At 42.0% G+C, this 18,998-nt stretch carries 21 protein-coding genes; 4 read left to right on the forward strand and 17 right to left on the reverse strand.

What is annotated here, in order from left to right; genetic code table 11:
• Positions 1–8: 8 nt before the first annotated feature.
• Genes ACNURT_RS18660 through ACNURT_RS18675 form a run of 4 tightly spaced genes read left to right on the forward strand, consistent with a single transcriptional unit; the run spans position 9 to position 3,252 of the window.
• On the forward strand, positions 9–1,265 hold the full coding sequence (locus ACNURT_RS18660; protein ID WP_419699007.1) for a hypothetical protein: 1,257 nt from the start codon (positions 9–11) through the stop codon (positions 1,263–1,265).
• Complete coding sequence (locus ACNURT_RS18665; protein ID WP_419699008.1) at positions 1,253–1,627, forward strand: hypothetical protein; 375 nt, start codon at positions 1,253–1,255, stop codon at positions 1,625–1,627. The genes ACNURT_RS18660 and ACNURT_RS18665 overlap by 13 nt, the downstream gene beginning before the upstream one ends.
• Positions 1,614–2,117 carry a hypothetical protein gene (locus ACNURT_RS18670; protein WP_419699009.1) on the forward strand — a complete coding sequence of 168 codons (504 nt, stop codon included), beginning with the start codon at positions 1,614–1,616 and terminating at the stop codon, positions 2,115–2,117. Before ACNURT_RS18665 ends, ACNURT_RS18670 begins: the two co-directional genes overlap by 14 nt.
• Positions 2,104–3,252, forward strand: coding sequence for a type II secretion system F family protein (locus ACNURT_RS18675; protein ID WP_419699010.1), 1,149 nt, complete (start codon positions 2,104–2,106; stop codon positions 3,250–3,252). Before ACNURT_RS18670 ends, ACNURT_RS18675 begins: the two co-directional genes overlap by 14 nt.
• A gap of 42 nt (positions 3,253–3,294) precedes the next feature.
• Here ACNURT_RS18675 and ACNURT_RS18680 read toward each other — a convergent pair whose 3' ends face one another.
• The 17 genes from ACNURT_RS18680 to ACNURT_RS18760 form a co-directional block, all read right to left on the reverse strand.
• Positions 3,295–3,741, reverse strand: a complete 447-nt coding sequence (locus tag ACNURT_RS18680; RefSeq protein ID WP_419699011.1) for a hypothetical protein — start codon at positions 3,739–3,741, stop codon at positions 3,295–3,297.
• Positions 3,742–3,896: 155 nt separating this feature from the next.
• Positions 3,897–4,193, reverse strand: coding sequence for a hypothetical protein (locus tag ACNURT_RS18685; RefSeq protein ID WP_419699012.1), 297 nt, complete (start codon positions 4,191–4,193; stop codon positions 3,897–3,899).
• The gene (locus ACNURT_RS18690) at positions 4,190–4,453 is read right to left on the reverse strand and encodes a helix-turn-helix domain-containing protein (RefSeq protein ID WP_419699013.1); all 264 of its coding nucleotides are present in this window, start codon (positions 4,451–4,453) and stop codon (positions 4,190–4,192) included. The genes ACNURT_RS18685 and ACNURT_RS18690 overlap by 4 nt, the downstream gene beginning before the upstream one ends.
• A 91-nt stretch (positions 4,454–4,544) precedes the next feature.
• Positions 4,545–5,465, reverse strand: coding sequence for a tyrosine-type recombinase/integrase (locus ACNURT_RS18695; protein ID WP_419699014.1), 921 nt, complete (start codon positions 5,463–5,465; stop codon positions 4,545–4,547).
• Between the two features lie 89 nt (positions 5,466–5,554).
• The gene (locus ACNURT_RS18700) at positions 5,555–5,824 is read right to left on the reverse strand and encodes an Arm DNA-binding domain-containing protein (RefSeq protein WP_419699015.1); all 270 of its coding nucleotides are present in this window, start codon (positions 5,822–5,824) and stop codon (positions 5,555–5,557) included.
• A 513-nt stretch (positions 5,825–6,337) separates the two neighbouring features.
• Positions 6,338–7,105: a PoNe immunity protein domain-containing protein gene (locus ACNURT_RS18705; RefSeq protein WP_419699016.1), complete on the reverse strand. Its 768-nt coding sequence runs from the start codon at positions 7,103–7,105 to the stop codon at positions 6,338–6,340.
• Positions 7,106–7,122: 17 nt separating this feature from the next.
• Positions 7,123–8,484, reverse strand: coding sequence for a PAAR-like protein (locus ACNURT_RS18710; protein WP_419699017.1), 1,362 nt, complete (start codon positions 8,482–8,484; stop codon positions 7,123–7,125).
• Between the two features lie 38 nt (positions 8,485–8,522).
• A complete protein-coding gene (locus ACNURT_RS18715) occupies positions 8,523–9,401 on the reverse strand; it encodes a hypothetical protein (protein WP_419699018.1) in 879 nt (292 codons plus the stop codon).
• Between the two features lie 2 nt (positions 9,402–9,403).
• Positions 9,404–11,275, reverse strand: coding sequence for a type VI secretion system Vgr family protein (locus ACNURT_RS18720; protein WP_419699019.1), 1,872 nt, complete (start codon positions 11,273–11,275; stop codon positions 9,404–9,406).
• A gap of 135 nt (positions 11,276–11,410) precedes the next feature.
• The gene (locus ACNURT_RS18725; RefSeq protein WP_419699020.1) at positions 11,411–12,202 is read right to left on the reverse strand and encodes a hypothetical protein; all 792 of its coding nucleotides are present in this window, start codon (positions 12,200–12,202) and stop codon (positions 11,411–11,413) included.
• Positions 12,199–12,786 (reverse strand): hypothetical protein, encoded by a 588-nt coding sequence (locus tag ACNURT_RS18730; protein ID WP_419699021.1) that lies wholly within the window; start codon positions 12,784–12,786, stop codon positions 12,199–12,201. Before ACNURT_RS18730 ends, ACNURT_RS18725 begins: the two co-directional genes overlap by 4 nt.
• Before the next feature lie 131 nt (positions 12,787–12,917).
• On the reverse strand, positions 12,918–13,310 hold the full coding sequence (gene tssD, locus ACNURT_RS18735; RefSeq protein ID WP_370996595.1) for a type VI secretion system tube protein TssD: 393 nt from the start codon (positions 13,308–13,310) through the stop codon (positions 12,918–12,920).
• A gap of 78 nt (positions 13,311–13,388) precedes the next feature.
• A complete protein-coding gene (tssD, locus tag ACNURT_RS18740; protein WP_076376521.1) occupies positions 13,389–13,787 on the reverse strand; it encodes a type VI secretion system tube protein TssD in 399 nt (132 codons plus the stop codon).
• Positions 13,788–13,892: 105 nt separating this feature from the next.
• Complete coding sequence (locus ACNURT_RS18745) at positions 13,893–14,462, reverse strand: NAD(P)H-dependent oxidoreductase (RefSeq protein WP_419699022.1); 570 nt, start codon at positions 14,460–14,462, stop codon at positions 13,893–13,895.
• Positions 14,463–14,572: 110 nt separating this feature from the next.
• Positions 14,573–15,952 carry a DUF5458 family protein gene (locus ACNURT_RS18750; RefSeq protein ID WP_419699023.1) on the reverse strand — a complete coding sequence of 460 codons (1,380 nt, stop codon included), beginning with the start codon at positions 15,950–15,952 and terminating at the stop codon, positions 14,573–14,575.
• A 26-nt stretch (positions 15,953–15,978) separates the two neighbouring features.
• Complete coding sequence (locus ACNURT_RS18755) at positions 15,979–16,419, reverse strand: type VI secretion system contractile sheath small subunit (protein ID WP_370996592.1); 441 nt, start codon at positions 16,417–16,419, stop codon at positions 15,979–15,981.
• Between the two features lie 95 nt (positions 16,420–16,514).
• Entirely contained in the window at positions 16,515–18,998 is a 2,484-nt protein-coding gene (locus ACNURT_RS18760; protein ID WP_419699024.1) for an ATP-dependent Clp protease ATP-binding subunit, read from the reverse strand.

Here is an 18,998-nt window from a genome sequence, read left to right on the forward strand (position 1 = left end):
GTTCAGCTATGCTCAAAGCGTCTTCCCTGTATATGGTGATCATCATCGCGTTGGTTATAAGCCTCATTTGTTCCGCGCTGATCAGCGCGGCTTATTTTTACCGGGCGCAATACCAGCTTCATTTTCAATATGACCGCCTGATGAATAATTGCAATTCCGGCATTCAGATCCTGCTGAACAATAGTGACAGCAGCTACCGGGAACCACAGGCTCTTTCCCTGTCCGGGAACCCGACAGATTCCATTATCCTTCAGAAGTATCCCTGGGGTATATTTGACATCGGTGTCATCAAAACCTTTAGCCACCGGGATACGCTTTGGCGTGTTTTCAGTATTGCCAATCAAGTCGATTCAAGCAAATGGTCGTCTGTTTACCTGATCGATGAAGACCGGCCACTCTCCCTCAGCGGAAAAACAAGCATACGCGGCGACGCGCGTCTTCCGAAAGCAGGTGTTAAAACCGCGTATCTGGATAATCAGTCCTACACCGGTGATAAACAGCTGGTAAAAGGACATATCTTTGACAGTGACCGGCAGCTGCCCCCACTCGCCGGTCCGCGGCTGGAACTAATCAAGCGTCTTTTCCGGCAACCTTCAGAGACAGGCCGACGCCCGGCGCCTTCAGCGGGAACCACCCGGTCTTTCCGGCTGCCCACCCGGGTGATCCGCCTGGATGATCTAACCACCCTGCAAAACGCAAGTTTTAGCGGAAATCTGATCTTATATTCGGATACTACGCTGAGTATCGACAGTACGGTTTCCCTGCAAGATGTCATCGTTGTGGCGAAATCCATTCAGGTTAAAAGCGGTTTTCATGGTCATTGTCAACTTTACGCGACCGACTCACTCAGCGTAGGCAGCAATTGCCATTTTACTTACCCCTCCTGCCTGGCCTTATTCCGAAGCACGGCTGGCGTCACCGACCTACCCGGAAGAATCAGCCTGGGTGGGCACAGCAGTGTGGAAGGACTGATCTTTACTTATGAAAAACAGACCGGCAAACTGCCACCGATAATCAGCCTGGCCAAAAACACCATGGTTTCCGGCCAAATATATTCACAGGGCATTCTTTCTTTAAAGGAAGGGGTAAATATTCAGGGCGGGGTCATGACCTCGCGTTTTCTTTATGCAAGCAGTATCACTCTTTACGAAAACTACCTGGTCAATACCCGCATCGATCTGACCACCTTGTCCAGATATTATCTAAGCAGCCCCTTAAGCCCCTCCGCGGGCGCCACCCAACACATACTGCAATGGCTAAAATAAAAATCAAGTTTCGAGGCAGGTTATCCGCTTCCAGCCTAATGGAAGCGGTCATCGCGATGGTGATTATGGTATTGGTCTTCGGGATCGCGATGATGATCTACACCAATGTTACCCGTTTATCCCTTTCTGTCAGAAAAATCAGGGCACAGGCCATTTTGCAGGAACTCTTATATCAAACCGCTAAAAACAGCAGCAAAGATAACCAGTATATCCAGGTCGACGAGTTCGAAATCGAGCAAAAGGTTAGCCCGTTCGGATCGGGGACCGGACTTATTCAAATTGAGCTGACCGCATTCGGCGAAAACCACCAGCAGTTAGCGCAATTACAGCAAATCATCAGCAATGCAAATGAGGCTCATTAAACTTCCGGCTTTCACCATCATGGAAACCATCCTGGTGATGGTCGTTACCGCTATCCTGATCGGATTTTCCTATTCAGCCTATCTGCTCATCAGCCGTTCTTATCAATCCTTTAACACCAAAAACAAGCACATGATGACGGTGTTGCAGCTGGATAAGCTTCTCAAAAAAGACTTTATACAGGCGAGACTGATTACCCTGGAAGACCAGCACCTGGTCTTTCACGCCGACAGTGTGGTTACCGACTATGAATTCCGGCCGGATTATATTACCCGAACCCGGGGACTGACTGATACATTTTATGTACAAAGTACAGTTCCGGTCACAGCCTTTGAAGAGCTCCGGTCGGACAGCAGCCCGACCGGACCAGATAATAAAATTGACGATCTGCGATTGACCGTACTCCTGCAAAAGCAAAAAATTCCGTATCATTACCATAAGTTATACAGTTCCGAAAACCTTTTTCAACCCAGTACAGATGCCATCCATTGATCTCAGCAGGTACGAGCACAAAAGAAACACCGCTTCCTCCCCCACAAACAGGAGAAACAGCTTTCATGACCTGATGAATAAAGATATCAGTTTCGGTAGCAAGGAACTGAACGATAAGAAAAAAGAGGCCCTTTACCTGGAACTGAGCTCCCTGCTCCGGGCAGGTATCGACCTGAAGAGCAGTATCGAACTGATCACCAGCGGACAAGAGACCGAAAAAGACAAACAGCTATTTCAAAGCGTCCAGGACAAAGTACTGAAAGGCGCCCCTTTCTCCCAGGCGCTGCAGCAAAGCGGAAAATTTTCCGCCTATGAGGTTTTCAGTCTCGAGATCGGTGAAGAAACCGCCCAACTGACCGAGGTGCTCGAAGACCTGGCCAACTTCTATCAGAACAAAATACAGCAGCGGCGCAAGGTCATATCCGCGCTGACCTACCCCTGTATTGTCATGAGCACTTCCTTCGGCGCTGTATTCTTTATGCTCAAATTTGTGGTGCCCATGTTCGGCGATGTTTTCCTGCGGTTTGGCGGGGAACTCCCCTGGATCACCCAGCAGATCATAGGTTTGTCCAAAGCGGTGCAAGCCTATTTTTTGCCATTTCTGCTGACGGCCATGATCTGCGGCGGATCGCTTTGGTACTTCCGCAAGCATGAACGATTCCGGAAAACCACCGCCGCGCTGGTCCTCCGTTTACCGGTCATTGGTAATCTGGTACAAAAAGTTTACCTGGCACGCTTCTGTAATTCCATGCGCCTGCTATTGAGCGCCCGCATTCCCTTACTAAGAGCCATTACACTGAGCAAAAAGATGATCGGCTACTATCCGATCGAATCGTCACTCGGGCAGGTAGAAAACGATATCCTGAGAGGCCGCTCCTTGCACGAAAGCCTGCGTGAATTTAAGATCTACCCCGCCAAATTGATCATGCAGCTGAAGATCGCTGAGGAAGGCAACAAACTGGATGTTTTCTTTGGGCGCTTGTCTGACCAGTACCTCAAGGAAGTGGAATATAAAACCGCCACACTCAACAGCGTCATGCAGCCTGTCTTTACCCTGGTATTAGGCCTCATTGTCGGCATCATTATGGTGGCCATGTACCTGCCTATGTTCCAAATGAGCAATACCTTTCAGTAGACCAATCATGCTTTGTTTTGTGACTGGAAATTCCGCGAGCTATCACTCGTTTACGTACTCTCCTCCAGGAAGTTTCTCCTTTAAATACTTTATCAATTTATCCTCTGTTGAATGTATTAACCAATAAGAGGAATCTATTAATTCAATAGTACACTTGCATTTATTATACATTTCTTTATTACTTAAATATCTTTTCAGAGCACTAACATCCTCATTGCCTATCAGAACAATTTCCATTATCTGTTCTAGCTTACTTGATAACGCCATTAAATCATTCCATCCAAAGATGATGCCATTTTCTGAATTCCCAACCTCTTCTTCAAAAGCAAGCATCGATTTATTTTCTCCAAGATCTCCTATTGCATAGATATCTAATATAGCCCATTTTAAATTGCTCCTAATTTTAAGTAGACTTAATATATCATTTAATGTTACGGAAAGCACTTTCCGATTACCTGCAGTAATTTTTACTCCAATTCTATTTTCCATATTTAATCATTAGTTAGAGGCTCCGCATCTCCACGTTTTGGGCTTCCGCTTGGGTCTGGAGTATGCCTATGTTGGTGTGGATTAGTATGCTTCTGTGGTCTTCCGTGATCTTGCTGCAAGCTGGCGCTTGCAGAATATCGCCTTTGAAGTCTCGTTTAAACTTTGATTAATGTTAGTGAAACCCGGCTGCCTTTGTAATAGTTATAGTCGGGTCTGTAATCGATATAGCCGAAACCCAACAACTCTTTGATACACTTATGATAGGTGGCGGTCGAACCAATCCTCGCCAACTCCATTAAACCTTCCCGGGTAACCCTGAAAGGCATTTGATAATTACCCGATTGCCAGCAAGTGCATAAAGCCATACAAAGGCTGAGGTGTACGGGCCTTAACCGTTTGTCGGACTGTACCTGCCGGAAGAAGCCGGTGATATTTTCCAGGTCGCGTTTCATAAGTTGCCCTCCAACATTCGCCGAACATCTTCCCGCTTATAATAAAAGATGCCGCCCACTTTCGTAAAGTTCAGTTTACCGCTGATCCGTAACGCCTGAAGGGTATTCGCCGACATTGGAAGCATTTTCATTACCTGGCTGCTCCTTAGCCATTCTCCATCCTGCCTACTGTTGTCCTTTGCAAGAAGCTGTTTGATCTCGCAAACCAATTCAGCTTTAAATAGCTGAAGGTCCTCTTTCGTTATAATCTCCACTGCCATAATAAGGCAAAAGTGGCTTGGGCTTTTCACGTCGGTTCGCAAGTGAACCGGTAGTTGCGAACGAAAAAACAGCAACTACCGGGATCATGTGTTATTTTTTATTAAGGGCCTTTTCTACAGGCAATTCAATGATCTGGTGGTCAGAAATGAATTTTTTCTTGTCCATTCTGCGCTTTAACAAATTCATGTCTTCACTAACTTTTATTGCTAAAACTTTCGCATAATGTTGGGTTTGCCTCAAGCTTTTATGACCCATCATTTTGCTGATCGATTCCATCGGCACATTGTTTGCCAATGTTACTGTGGTGGCGAAGGTGTTACGCGCTATCTTTGAGCTTAATGCTTTATCTACATGGGCTATTGTTCCGATCTCTTTCAGGTAAGCATTGTATTTTTGATTGGTTAAAACAGGTAATAGCAAATCCTTTACGATACAATCGGGGTCGTTAGCGTATTTGTTTAGGATTTTTCTGGCTAATGGCAAAAGCGGTATGACGGATGGCGTTCCGGTTTTTTGGCGGCCTTTATAAATACGCAGTTCTCCCTGAACATCAAAGTTAATTTCAGACCTTTTTAACTGTTTCACGTCAATAAAAGACAAACCCGTTAAACAACAAAAAATAAATAAGTCCCGCACCCGAGAAAGCCTTTCACTGTCGATTTCTTTATTAGCTATCGCTTGCAATTCTTCTTTTGTAAGGTAGATCGTTTCCGTTTCGTCCCGTGTACCTTCAAACTTGATGAACGGGTCTTTCACCAGCCAGCCGTTATCAACGCAGTCAAGAACGATCTTCTTCATATTGGCGATGTTTTTCAGCGTTGAGTTGTGGTTGAGGCTCTTTACAGTCCGGTACCAGTGATATAATTTTTTAATAAATTCCAGGTCAAGCGACAGGATGTTGATATCATCTGCCTGATATTCCGATTTCAGAAAGGCGGCTGTATGCCTGTAGGATGTGTTGAAATTGGTCCAGGTGCCTTTTGCCACACCTTTGCCTATCATTTCTCCCATCTCTTTATTATGTTTTTTAAACAGAAATAACAGGGTTCTTTTGCGTTGTTCTTCGCCGCTTAATCTGTCAACAATGGCGGTTGAGGTGATTACTTTTCCCGGTCAATTAAATCTTTCCGAACATCGTAGGCCTTGTTTTGCAATACGTCCAGGTAATGATTGAGTTGTTTGGCATCCTCTTTTGTACCAGACGCGCGGTTGGATTTGGCATCCCATCTGGAGGGAGGCCACGACCGTTTGACGGATAGTTCTTTCGGGATACCGTCGACCGTGATTCTTAGGTAAAGGGGCATGGGGCCGTCTGTGTAATTCCTGGGTTTTCTCAAGAAGAACAATAGTCCAAAACTTTTTTCTAACATAACGATAGTTTTTAAAAGTGAATAAATATCGAAATGCAGCTAATAAAAGTCAAGATGTTTAGTGGGTAAACATATTGTAAATCAAATCATTACAATGTTTTCAGTGAGTCTTTTTTTTCACGCAAAAAAGACTCACGAATAACTCACTATAACTTTGCGAATTCGGACAAGTTTTGTTGGTTCCGGTAAAAAACAGAAGCCTGTAATCGTTTGATTTACAGGCTTCTGATGTGTTTTGAGTAAGTAACCAGCGGTGAGGGAGGGATTCGAACCCACTCTCCTATTTGTTTGATTATCTTTTAGTTACACATATACCGCACACTTGTCATCACGAATGTCGCACTGCTTTTTAATAACTGTAAATTCAACTTTAAATTAAATATAAATATTTGTTTTTCAAAGAATTTCTGCCAATTTATCATTTTTGTTTAACATAAGCGATGGCGTTTTACTTTTGTAATAAATGTCAAATTTAAGTCTCTTCGTTAAGACAAATACGGCTGATTGGGATGTTTAGTCCTTCCAATGTACCATATCATAAGGGTAATACGGGTTGTCTTTATAGCTGCTATCATCAAGACCCATTATTTTAGTTATGGCACCGGCCTCCCAGCACCAATACCCTCTGTATGCGCGTTCTTTTTTATGAGCGTCGTACCATGGATCATCTTTATGCAGCCTGTACCAGTTTTCCAAATAAGTTTTCATAGCCTTTTCGGCCTCATTTTTGGGCAGTTTGGTCAATGCAAATATATCGCTATACAGATTTTTATAAATCACGTCATCTGGTATTTTTTCGGTGGAACTTTTGGCGTTGATGATATACCAAAGCAAACCATCCGGTTTCCACTCTTCAAAGCTCGATCCTTCATCGGACTGGGAAATGTAATCAACAATCTTTTTGAAATTTCCGTCGGGGATGTTTAACAGATAACCCAGGGAAACCATATCGATCATATCGGCATAGAAGGCGTCTGCATCCCAGCTTATACCATAATAATCGGTAGCCTTTAAAAAGTCGTTATAGCATGTGCTAATATCTTTGTTCATCGAGTAATTGATGTACACGAGATCAAGATATTCCATAGCAATTATCCAGTGATTATATGGTTTAAGTTTGCCTTCACTCTTAAGTTTTTCATTATCTTCCGAATACATTTCCAGGTTACGCTGTTTCTTTTTGATCATTAAATCAAAAAAAGCCTCGTCTTTAAACTGAGCCCTGATCGGTTTTGCGGTTTCGGCCTTAGAATTTCCAAATATGCTGTTAAAAAAACCCATTTTTTATATTATTATGTTTAAAACCAACTTGCAATTGTTTTGCCCAAGCCACTACCGGCAATTCCCCCTATCACCCCTCCAACTATTCCCCCTACAACCGTGCCAACGCCAGGGCATATAGCGGTACCGATGATAGCACCCAGTTCTGCTCCGGCTATTCCGCCGGCAAGCCCGCCAGCGGCACCACCAACAGCCTCTTTCGTTTTTTCACCAAAGCCACCTTCTTCTTCGTAGGCCGAATATATGTTATATGCATCAATAGCAACACCAACAACGATAAGACCCCGCCCGGCCACCTTACCAGCAACGCTTAACGCTGGTGATCTGGCAATTGCCTGACTTGCTTTAAACAAACCATCATTAGCTCCGGTAGCATATCTACTGCTGCGCACTGTCTGGGAGAAATTTGATTCAGAAAGCGCCGTTAATGCTTTTGAATTGCGCAGGGACGAGCGGACACTATTCATCATGTTGCCTGCTCTTGAGGTTTGGATCTCCAATGCCTCACTTTGTCCCCTGGTAGCCTTAAAGCCTCTGTCATTCATAGTTTCGGAAGACATGGTCCCATCGGGCCTTACTTTAGTGACCTCCCGTGTAAGCGTACCATTATTATTAGCCCTTGCGAATGCCTCTTCATCGGCCGGATTAATAGCCCCGTTGTTATCAATATGGTTCCTGGTCCAACGGGCACTTAACTCACGCCCGTTGTTGGTATTGGCTATAGTAGCCGTATTATATTTGGTATCGGTTATTTTAAGCTCATTGCCTTTTGCATAAGCACCGTCTATACCAGAGGCTGTAGGCTTATCAATGTTTATTAGCGGGTGTTCGCTTCTTACATCGCGGTATCCCTGCTGCCTGTGGTAAACATTATCTTTCATTTCGCCATAGTTACCTTGCCTGCGGTAGTCGCTTGCGCTGTTAGGGCGCACCAAACTCAGTTTACCATTTTCAACATCGTAAATAGTGCCCCGTTGTAATATATCTAAAGTATTGGTGTAATCGCCATAAGTAAATACACCTGCACCCAAGCCTGTTAACGCTCCGTTGCTGCTTCTGCTGGGCGCATTAAAATCCACCTTTATTTTACCTCCCTTTTTACAAAGCAGGTTCGCGTCTTCAAATAATAGTTTATAACCATTTACCTTTACCCCTTTATTAGTTTTATCCCAGTAGATCGGTTCAAACTGACAAGGACCACCCGTAGCTGAACACCTGCCCATTGGCTGAATATTTTCGCCGGGGATCATGTCCATTTCACTGGCCAAATACTCACCATATATTTTGGTATTGTTATGATGAGTTACCTTTAGCCTGCATGGGCTTGAACCTTTATCGCAAGTGAGGCAGCTGTTATCCGGGATATATTTCTTTGACATCTTATATAACTTTAAGACGGTGTAACACTTCCTTCTTATTATACTATTAACGAATTATTTATAAGACTACTTCCTTTCCAGCTGCCTGACTCCGGCAACTCGGCTTGCTCAATCCGTTTACATTGATGCGCGCTTGCAACAGTGTAAAATGAAGGTACATGTAATTGTAAATATAGATCGGCGCTTTGCAATACACTATTGTTAAACTGGTATATTTCCTCCATCTCTGTTTGTAAATCAACCTTTAAATCGTACATGTTGGTCAGGTCTTTCATCATTCGGACAAAAGATCTCCGGTCAAACTTTTCGTTGTCAACGGCAGCATTATTGGTTATCTTTATCCTATTGCCTGTCTGTTGGTTATGCGCATCAATGATTAACGGGAGATCAACCAAGCCAAAAAAACCTTTAAACAACACCGGATATTTTTCTGCGGCCTCCAACGTTCTGTAAAAGGGTTGAAAAAAACACCGGTAATGGCTATAACCCATAAAGCTTTGCAAAAACCGTTTGGGGTCCTGCAGTAATTTTTCAGTCTCAGAGAGCAGTACATGAATGCCTTCATGATTTTGGTATTTATTGGCAATTTTCGCCCGGTAACCATTATTCCATCGGGTAATAAAATGGTTAAAATTATTGATGCCGATAAATTTTCCCTCGGGGTCGGTAATGATCTGTACCGGCGATTGCAGCCATTCCATATCGGCCGCCCACTCGTGGATCAACGCCGATCCTTCCATGTGCTGATCAAGCAAAGTATACTCAAAAATACGCTGTTTCTCGTCCTGATCTATCAATCTTACGCGCACCCACCTGTCCTGTACAAACTCTAATACTTTTGTACCGGTTATAGTACGATTAGATGAGGTAACCTGATACCAGGCACTTTCAAAATCGGTTGCAAATGATAATTTCATGATCAGGATTGATTAATTTCAACATCAGCCGCGATGATATGTGCTAAACTACCGCCATCGATATTCATTTTATCAACTGAGGTGATCTCGGCAGTTTTGCCTGAAGCAGCAATTTTACCCGCTGGGGCATCCATAGTTACGTCTTTTGCCGTAGCAGATAGTTTTACACTCTCTGTTTGGCTGGTGAAAGAAATATCTTTTTTTGCATTGGTGGTTATTCCCTCATCCTGCGCAGTAACCCCGATCGATTTTTTAGCCGTCACGTTAATTATGCCATCGCCACCACCTTCTTTCGCCGGTGCGGCGGTTATATTTATACTATTCCCCGCATTAATATTAATATCTTTTGATACCAGGGTAATGGTATTGGGCGCAGAAATGGTTACAGTTCCATCACCATTAAGCGTTACCACATTTCCGCTCGGATCTTTAACGTTAACACTGCCATTGCTATCATCTAATATTACTGTATTGCCACTTCGGGTAGTGAGCGCCTTAACTTTATTACTTTGGCTGCCGCCGCCACCGGTTTTACCACTAAACATACTGCCGATAATAATAGGCCTGGCGATATTGCCTTCTTCAAACGCAACTAAAACCTGATCGCCGATCTCAGGGATAAAAACGAACCCACGGTTCTTGCTTACTTTATCAGAACTGCCCGCATCCGGTGCAACCACCCTTAACCATTCTGTAACATCATTGGATTGGCATTGCCATTTAAATTTCACCTTAATACGTCCATGCCCATCGGGATCAGCATTATCAATTACATCGGCCAGTTGCATATCTGGATTGGGTTTAATCATCGCATTCACCTTTATACGTTCTGTGTCGGCTGTTACCCCTTCAAAAGTATTTTGATAGTGACCCACCCCATCAACCTGGTGATGAACCCCTGTTACCAGGAACTTGCCAAAATCCTGTACCTCAAAGCCCGAATTTCCGCGCATACTCATACTTACATTAAGTACTTTACCCAATCCAACCTGCGGATTATCACCGTGACCGATAATATTAACCAATTCTGATACCTGCGCTTTTTGTTTATTATTTACAAAATCGTTGATCTCTTTTTTGGAGTTTACCCTTACATCGATAGGTCCGTTATAAACCTTACTATATACTTTATTTGATGCTTCAACAGCATGCGCCACATCCGGATTGCCACCTGCCACGCCCTGTGGTTCGGCAGTTAACAGTTCATCTTGCTTTGGGTTATAAGCAAACTTATTCTGTTTTAACGGCGCTATCTGCATTGCATATTGCAAACTATGCAGGTCACGACCGTAAATAAGGTTCACTTCATCCAGTTTATCCGGCTTACCAAAGTTTAATTTCTGACCGTCATAATAAAACCATTCGTGATACTCTGCCGACAGGCGATTGATAAAGTCGTAATCACTTTCGCGATATTGGATGATATAATCAATGGGTGTTGTGTTGGTTGGCTTAATATTAAGTTTCAAATCATTTTGCGGAGCGTCCTGTGTGGCCAGTTGAATAATGGTTTTCAGATCCTTATTCAAGTATGATCCCAGATCGGGTCCACGGTCAATCAATATCCCTGGACTAAAGCCGCTCACCACAATATCACCAAGAAAGCCGTGGCTTTGTGATAATTCAACCCTGGTTACTATCCCGCTAAAAATGTTTTCGCTGCCGCCAACTGCACCAAACTGTACGGTTATATTTTTGCCGATAAAATCCTTAGAATTTTGCAGGGTTACCGCATTATATTCTTCAACCTGATCATGATTAAAACGCAATTGAAAGGTATGGTGCTCATTAAAACGCTGATCAAGGCTAAATGTTGAGAAGTGCGTTATTGGAGTACCTTCAATGTTTATATCAACTGATAGTTTCTTTTCCATAATTTTGTATATAATTCCATTGGGCTTAGGTGGTTACAGGCAGAAATAACTTATTTAATATTATATATTATACAATGGTTTGATTTGGGTTTTGTGTTGTTTTATCTGCTTTTATTTTATGATATAATATACGGTTTAGGTGATTTTATATATCGCGATCTTAAACAGGCCAGGAAAAAAATGAGCTTCATAACCTTTCCTGGTGTATTTATCTGGTTTGATGGTTGTCGGCATCACCTTTTCGTTATAGCCATGTACAACTATTACCTGTCCTTTTTTTAAGTAGCCCGATCCGATCATGGTATCAACATCAGTAGGCTTTACATGGATACATCCATGTGAGCCGGGTAAATCAACTACAAACTTCGATTGATTTGTTTGTCTCGTACTGTTATAATAACTAATGGCCTCGCTACTCGGAATGGTATGTATAAAATCGCCAAGGATACTTTCATTTTTGTCTAAAACCCCATTATAGTTGGTATCCCTAAAATACTTTACGGATATATGCCCAAAATCATTAAAAACCCATCTGTCGGGTGTTTGCATACCATACAATGCAACATGATTGCCTGCATAGGTGGCAAACCCTATTGTTACCCAGTAATCAAGAATGGCCCTGGTAATCGCATCTTCTGTTTTGTATGTTTTTAACCATAAAGGTCTGTAAACGGTTAACCTTTTCCACAGGCCCTTATTACTTACATCAACATAAGTAACATTATTAATAAATTTTAAACCCGCACCCCAAGGCACTCCAGACCATAAAGCATATTTACCATAGCTAACGTGTTTTTCAATACTGGCTATAACAAATCGTCCAGCAGTGGTGGGTGTCATTTCATGCCCGTCTCCACCCATCGTTTTAGTTGCAGGGCCTCCATGAGCATCAAACTCTTTTATTTTTATTAAAAAATTGATGTTCATAATCTCGATGGTGTAATTTTTATTTGCTCAATGCTATTGTCGCTGTATTCTGGTAGTTTTTTGCTTTCAACCAATATTGATATATTGGGAGCATTTCTATAACTGAACGATGTAAGTATATAAGGAGCTTCTTTAGGTCTTGCATTCAAGGGTGTTTTTTCCCAATCCCCAAACTTTTTCTTAAAATCATTAAATGTAATTTGTTTATAAATAGGTTGTGGGGGTACGAGCGAACAAAAAAATATTTTTGAAGTATCCTTATCACTTTTTACAAAATAAACACTTAGGTATTCCTTACTGCTGTTAAATGGTTTGGTAATATGTTCTATATTAATTTTATAAGTCGACGAATAGGGTTTTAAAACCTCTATTGCTTCCATAACAGAACAATGTTGTTTTGACATGTTTGTTGAAAGGTCGGCCACTATACTTAATAAGGTATTTTTGTCAATCATTTTTAAAGCCTTCACCTCCTTTTGCTGGCTTGAGCCTGTTATCGGTGAGTTACAAGCACTAATTACAGCTAAAAAGCTCATGCCTATTAGCACAATAATAAGTTTGCATATACTGAGTACACTTTTCATTAAATTTTACTATCCAATAAAATATACATAGATAACCCAGGGACGGTTTTTATTATAGATTATAATTGATGTGCGGGAAGAAAATTAACGGAGGATATAACTATACCCTCCGTTAATAAGCTTAGTCTTTTTTACTTAGGCCAATCGTTTTCGTGCTGGGCATTACCCATTTTTAGCTTGCGTGCCGATATAACAAAGCTTAATGACATTGGGTTGTTTCCAATGATAGATATACCTTCATTATACTGGATAATGTAACCTTCTTCAAAAGTCAACTCCTTCATTTTAGCGTCTTCGTCTGATTTTTTGAAGGTAATCGTTCCGTTGATGGGTTTGTATTGATTATTAACCATTGATTCGATAACCGATGTATCCTCAGTTGATTCAACCTCAACCTGTATGGTACCACCATAAACACCTGATGATGGACGGCCTTTTGCGTCCACATCCCTGTTTAATGAAAAGCTGCACTGCAGCACATCAAATTCTTTTGATCCGAGATTAATTCTTGCTTTGAAAGCCATAATTCTAAAATTTTGAAATTAAAAAAACGTCCTGGTGTTTAAATACCAGCTCAATTTGGTCAAAAAAAATTAATTAATTTAATTTTTGCCCGGCCAGTCATTTACATGCTCGGCACTGCCTAATTTAAGCTTACGTGCAGAGATCACAAACTTCAGGCTCATTGGAGTGGATCCAGTAATGTCAATCCCCTCAGAATACTTTACAATGTAACCATCTTCAAAAGAAAGCTCCTTCATTTTAGCATCTTCTTCAGATTTTTTGATCAGCAAAGTACCTGCAATAGGTTTGTACTGGTTGTTTACCATCGACTCGATGATGGAAGTGTCTTCGGTTGATTCGATCTCGATATCGATCGTACCACCATAAACGCCAGAGGAAGGGCGTCCTTTTGAATCAACATCGCGGTTAAGCGCATACGAGCAAGTAAGTACATCATAATCCTTGCCCGAAAAATTTAATCTTGCTTTGAAAGCCATAACGATAAATTTTAAAGGTTAATAATTTAAAAGAATACAGTTTTTCTGTATTCTTTATAACTACAAATAAGAATTATTATTGTTTTGCTAAATATTATTTTTCTATCAAATAAGCTTTAAGCCAAACGAATATAATTTTTGCAGCCATTTTTTGCTGTATTCGTTTTGCAAGGAGTATAAATGCCCTATGGTACTGGTGTGTACGGGTTTTATCTGCCGCTTTTCAAGGATAGTTTTTTTGATAGCCAGGTAAGTGGGATGTTGATTTTTTTTCCAGTCGTCCCAGGCCGGTTCATCCAGTATAGATATTATTCTGGCAGATTTTCCACTAAAGTTAATATCCAGACGTCCTGCAGAACTTATAAATACCTGGTCTGGCATAAATATGCGGTCAAAAAAACCTTTGATACGGGTATTAATGGAATCTTTATATACCGGGCAAAAAATAGCGATGTGCGTTGCCCACTTTAACATATTGATAGATTGTAGCAGATCAGGCTCCGTAACGGTATTGGGTGGGGCAAACTGTTTATTAGGATTAAACTTCAAGTCGGCAATAATCAGTTCTTTTACCACACTCTGCGCCGCCTCTGCCCCATCTTTATAAGCGCCGATCAATGCGGCCGTATTTTCGCCTTTATTAATGTCTGCGTTAATGATCAACAGTTGCCTCATTGGCTACAAACATAGCCAGTATTTAACAATAAATAAAGCTAATAGCGAACTTAAATTAACATCAAACAAAAGAGCCATTTGACGAATGTTAAATGGCTCTTTTGTAGTTATTATTGTTGCTTATATTCGGTATCCCAGGTAGTACTGTCATCATCACCTTTCTGGCCATCAAGCTTCACTACGAAGCTTTTTGCCGGGAAATAAGGTATAATATTGATATCCAAATGAATGCGATCTTTCTGTTGTTCGTCACGTTCAAAACGAATGATCTTAAAACGTTCGATCAATCTATCGGGGCCTTGAATATTATCCAGAAATTTTACAATTTGTGAGCGCAGGTCCTGCTCGGTTTTGGAGTTCCAGTTTTCAAAAGCGCGACGGTTCAAAAAGTCGAACAATACTTTAGTGATATAATCAAATACGCGAACTACGGAGTATGTCTGAAGTCCGATATTATCACCATTAAACAATGTTTTGGCCGAAAACGCCATCACTTTACCGTATTCATTAACCATAGGCACCAACCCTACGCGTTCAAGATGTGATATCTCGCTTTTCTTCAGGTCAAACCGTACACCATCAACCTCGTTTACAGCACCATGTTTTTTCCCTGCTGTAACCTGCGACATCAACGTATAGTACATTTTACCGGCCAATGCTGCAGAACCCGGCACATACAGATCATCCTCTTCTCCGGCTTCAGATACCTTGCCGCGACCAACCAGCCAGTTACAGGTCATGATAGTATTTGATTTAAAGGCATCTCCCCCGGTTAGGTTAGCTGCGGTAAACAGATCTAACACGTCATCCGGCTGTTCCAGATCGGCAAAATCGGTAACCAGCATTACCTTGTTATCATATGCTATTTTTGACCAGCGCTCCACCACTTTATTAGAACCCAGGTAGCCTGGGATAACCAGTATAGAATAGTTTTGACGCAGATCCAGGCGATCGTAATTTTGCTTTAACTCATTGGCGGTAAACTCAATAAACCGTGGGTTGTCCAGTTCTTTCAACTGATCAAGCGAAGCATTCATTACCACCACATTTTTCAATTTATCGGCTTCTGTATTTTTATAAAACAAATGAACCGAGCGATAAGCCTGCTCCAGCTCACGGGTAGCCTGTAGCGTATTCAGCAGGTTCCGGTTTAAATTCTCTTCGGTACTTTGCAGGTTTTCGGTACTTTTTTCAATAATGTTACTTACCGAATCTCCATTTTCCAAAGCCTCAATCCATTGCTCAAGCTTTAATTTCAGTTCTTCGCGCTCCGCCTTCTTTTCGTCGTCGGTTAAAAATATTTGTTTACGGGCCTTGCGTTCGGGATTAAGATTCTGTAAGCCTTCAATAGCGGATTCCAATAGATCGAATCCACCTACACGTGAAAGTTTATCAAGACTGGATGATAGCGATAGCTCCTCTTTTTCTTTTGGTTTATAAGCCTGACCAGATGACTGATCATTAAGTATCTGCTCGTTGGGTGTTGCCATGATCGTATTTTTATTTGTTTAGGTTATTATTGCTCCAACTCTTTAACTATACCCTTCAGCGCGTCAATAAAAGCCTGTTTGGTTTCGGCATTATCAAGGGTTGTTTTTAACGTTTTGTTTGTTTTTAACTGCTTAATAATATTCTGATACATTTCGCGCTGAATATTGAGCTTACGCAGATAATTACTTTGCTGAACCAATCTTTTTGGAGCAAAATCGCCCAGGTTGGCAAAATGAAAAGTTTCGTTAATGCTTGATCCGTCTATTTTATCAAGCGCTACATTAACTTTAGGTTTGTAATGTCCAAATACCTCTTCCACATTTTTCAACCCTTCTACCTTTTCCGGCCTAAGCGGTTCATTATCTGTAAGTTTTTGGATAAATAATGTTTTATTGGGGGCTATATCATTAAATGCTTCTGAGGTATCGACTTTCTTCTCGTTTCCTCCTATTTCGTAGTTAAACATAATTTCTTAATTAAATGATAAGTATAGAATTGTAAATATTAATAATGTAATTACTCGTAAATTGTTTTACTGTGTCTTAATTCTTTCAAAAAGAGTTACTTAATATCCCATAACAGCTCATCAACACCTGTATTTTTACTTATGATCACGCTATTTCCCTTTTTTAACTCCCCAGAAATAATATATCGCGATATAGGTCGTCTGAGCTGATTGCGGATCACGCCAGATAACTGCCTGGCGCCGTATTTGGGTGTAAAACCTTTTAAAGCCAACATGCTCTTGGCCTCATCACTGATCTGCATACCGATGCCCATTTTTTCGAGTGCCTGAACCAGGCTTTTGAGTTGAATGTCAAATATCCGCACTACATTTTCTTCGGATATCGGTGCAAATGGTACAATTTCAGACAGGCGGGCTAAAAACTCCGGACGAAAATTTTTACCCATTACTTCCATTAATTGTGATGATGTGGGCATGTTCCCTTTTTGTATCTCGCCTGCTACCCATTCACTGCCAATGTTGGAGGTAAACAGGATCAACGCGTTTGAAAAATCACCCTCTTTCCCCAGCCTGTCATGCATGTGTCCTTCGTCCAGTATCTGTAAAAAGATATCGAATACCGAAGGGTGCGCTTTCTCGATCTCATCAAACAATACCACCGAATACGGTTGCTGCCGGATCTTATTTACCAGGAGGCCGCCTTCTTCGTATCCCACATATCCCGGAGGCGCTCCGTATAATAATGCTGCGGAATGCTCTTCTTTAAACTCCGACATATCAAACCGGATCATGGCTTTTTCGTCGTTGAACAGAAACTCCGCGATAGATTTAGCCAGCTCGGTTTTACCTGTGCCGGTTGGACCGAGTAAAAAGAACGAACCGATGGGTTGCCCCTTTTTATTTAAACCACTCCGCGATTCCAGAATAGCATCCGATACGGCTTTCAAAGCCTGATCCTGCCCTACTACACGTTTCTTTAAAAAGCCTTCCATATTTAAAAGCCTTTCTTTTTCCTGGGCTTGTATCTTGCCTAAGGGGATGCCTGTTTTATAAGATATAATGGCCGCGATATCCTGCTTATCAACCACTTCGGTTTTATTACCAGCCAAAGTTTCCAACTGACTTATATTTCTTTCAAAATAAGCATTAAACTCTTCTGGGGTTTCCAGGCTTTCCACCTGGGTTTCGTCTTCCAGTTGGCCCAGTAACACGGCACTTATCTTATTACGGAGCAAAGAGTATAACCATTTATAAGATATTATCAGTTCGGAATCGTCTTTGCTGTTTTTAAGCTCCTCAAAACGGGTACGCAGTTCTGCCAATGAGGTAACCGAAGTATCATTCATTAACCGGATGGCGGCCATGGTACGATCAAGCAGATCAAAAGCGGCGTCGGGCAGGCGCCTGTCTTTCAGATAGCGCTGCGCCAAACGCACGCACTCTTCTGCCGCATTAGCATCCACTTTCAGGTTATGATGTGCCTCATAACGGGGCACCAGCTTTTTAAGCATTTTTATGGCAGTGGCCGTATCCGGCTCATTTACCTGTAACACCTCAAAACGGCGACTAAAAGCCTGTTCGGGCTCAATAACTTTACGATACTCATCAATAGTAGTAGCGCCTATTACGGTTATTTCGCCCCGGGCTAATTCCGGTTTGAGCAAGTTACCTACACCACCACCTATCGGCCCTTTATTGTCTAACAGTGTGTGGATCTCGTCAATAAATAGAATGGCTTTATCCAGCTGCTTTAACTCCCGAAGAATATTCTTCAGCCGATCTTCAATCTCGCCTTTATAAGAAGCCCCGGCTATTAATGAGCCCAGATCTAGCTCGTACAGTTGTACATCCTTTAATGAATTGGGCACCTGGTTATTTACAATATCCAAAGCAAAACCATCCACCAGGGCTGTTTTACCCACCCCCGCATCACCGGTTATCATTACATTAGGCTTGGTACGACGGCTCAGTATTTCCATGACCATGCGGGTTTCCCGCTCGCGGCCAATAATGGGGTCTATCTTATCGCGCCGGGCCAACTCGGTACGGTCAATACAATATTTCAGCAAAGCACTGTTTGACTTTGTTGGCGTATGTCCGCCACCGTCGTTTTCATTTCCCGTTGTTTGCACCACTTGCTGTATTTCCTCGTTGCTTAGGTAAATGTCTAGTAACTCCTTTTCTTTTACCGGGAACGATTTGAGCTGATTCACATCAAAACCCACATTGGGTTTAACCAGTGCAATAAGCACACAAACCGGGGCTATCAGATCGACGCCAAGCTTAATACGTACGTTGTCGGCCTCTTCAAATACCTGCCTAACGGCATTATTTCCCAGCATTTCGTCGGGCACACTAATTGCAGGTGCATACTCTTCTATCCGCACATCGGCCCAATCCTGTACATAAGCTGCATCTTTTCCCAAAGATTGCAGCATACCACGCAATCCTACTTCCTGATGCATTAACCCTTTTAACAGGTGCGCCGGGCCAAACTCTTTATGGTGATATTCTTTGGCAAGTGATTGCGCCACCCTAACGGCTGTTTTTACTGATTCGCTGAGATTAACTATGTTCAT

It is taken from the genome of Mucilaginibacter sp. NFX135, assembly GCF_048565145.1.
In the GTDB taxonomy this organism is placed as follows: domain Bacteria; phylum Bacteroidota; class Bacteroidia; order Sphingobacteriales; family Sphingobacteriaceae; genus Mucilaginibacter.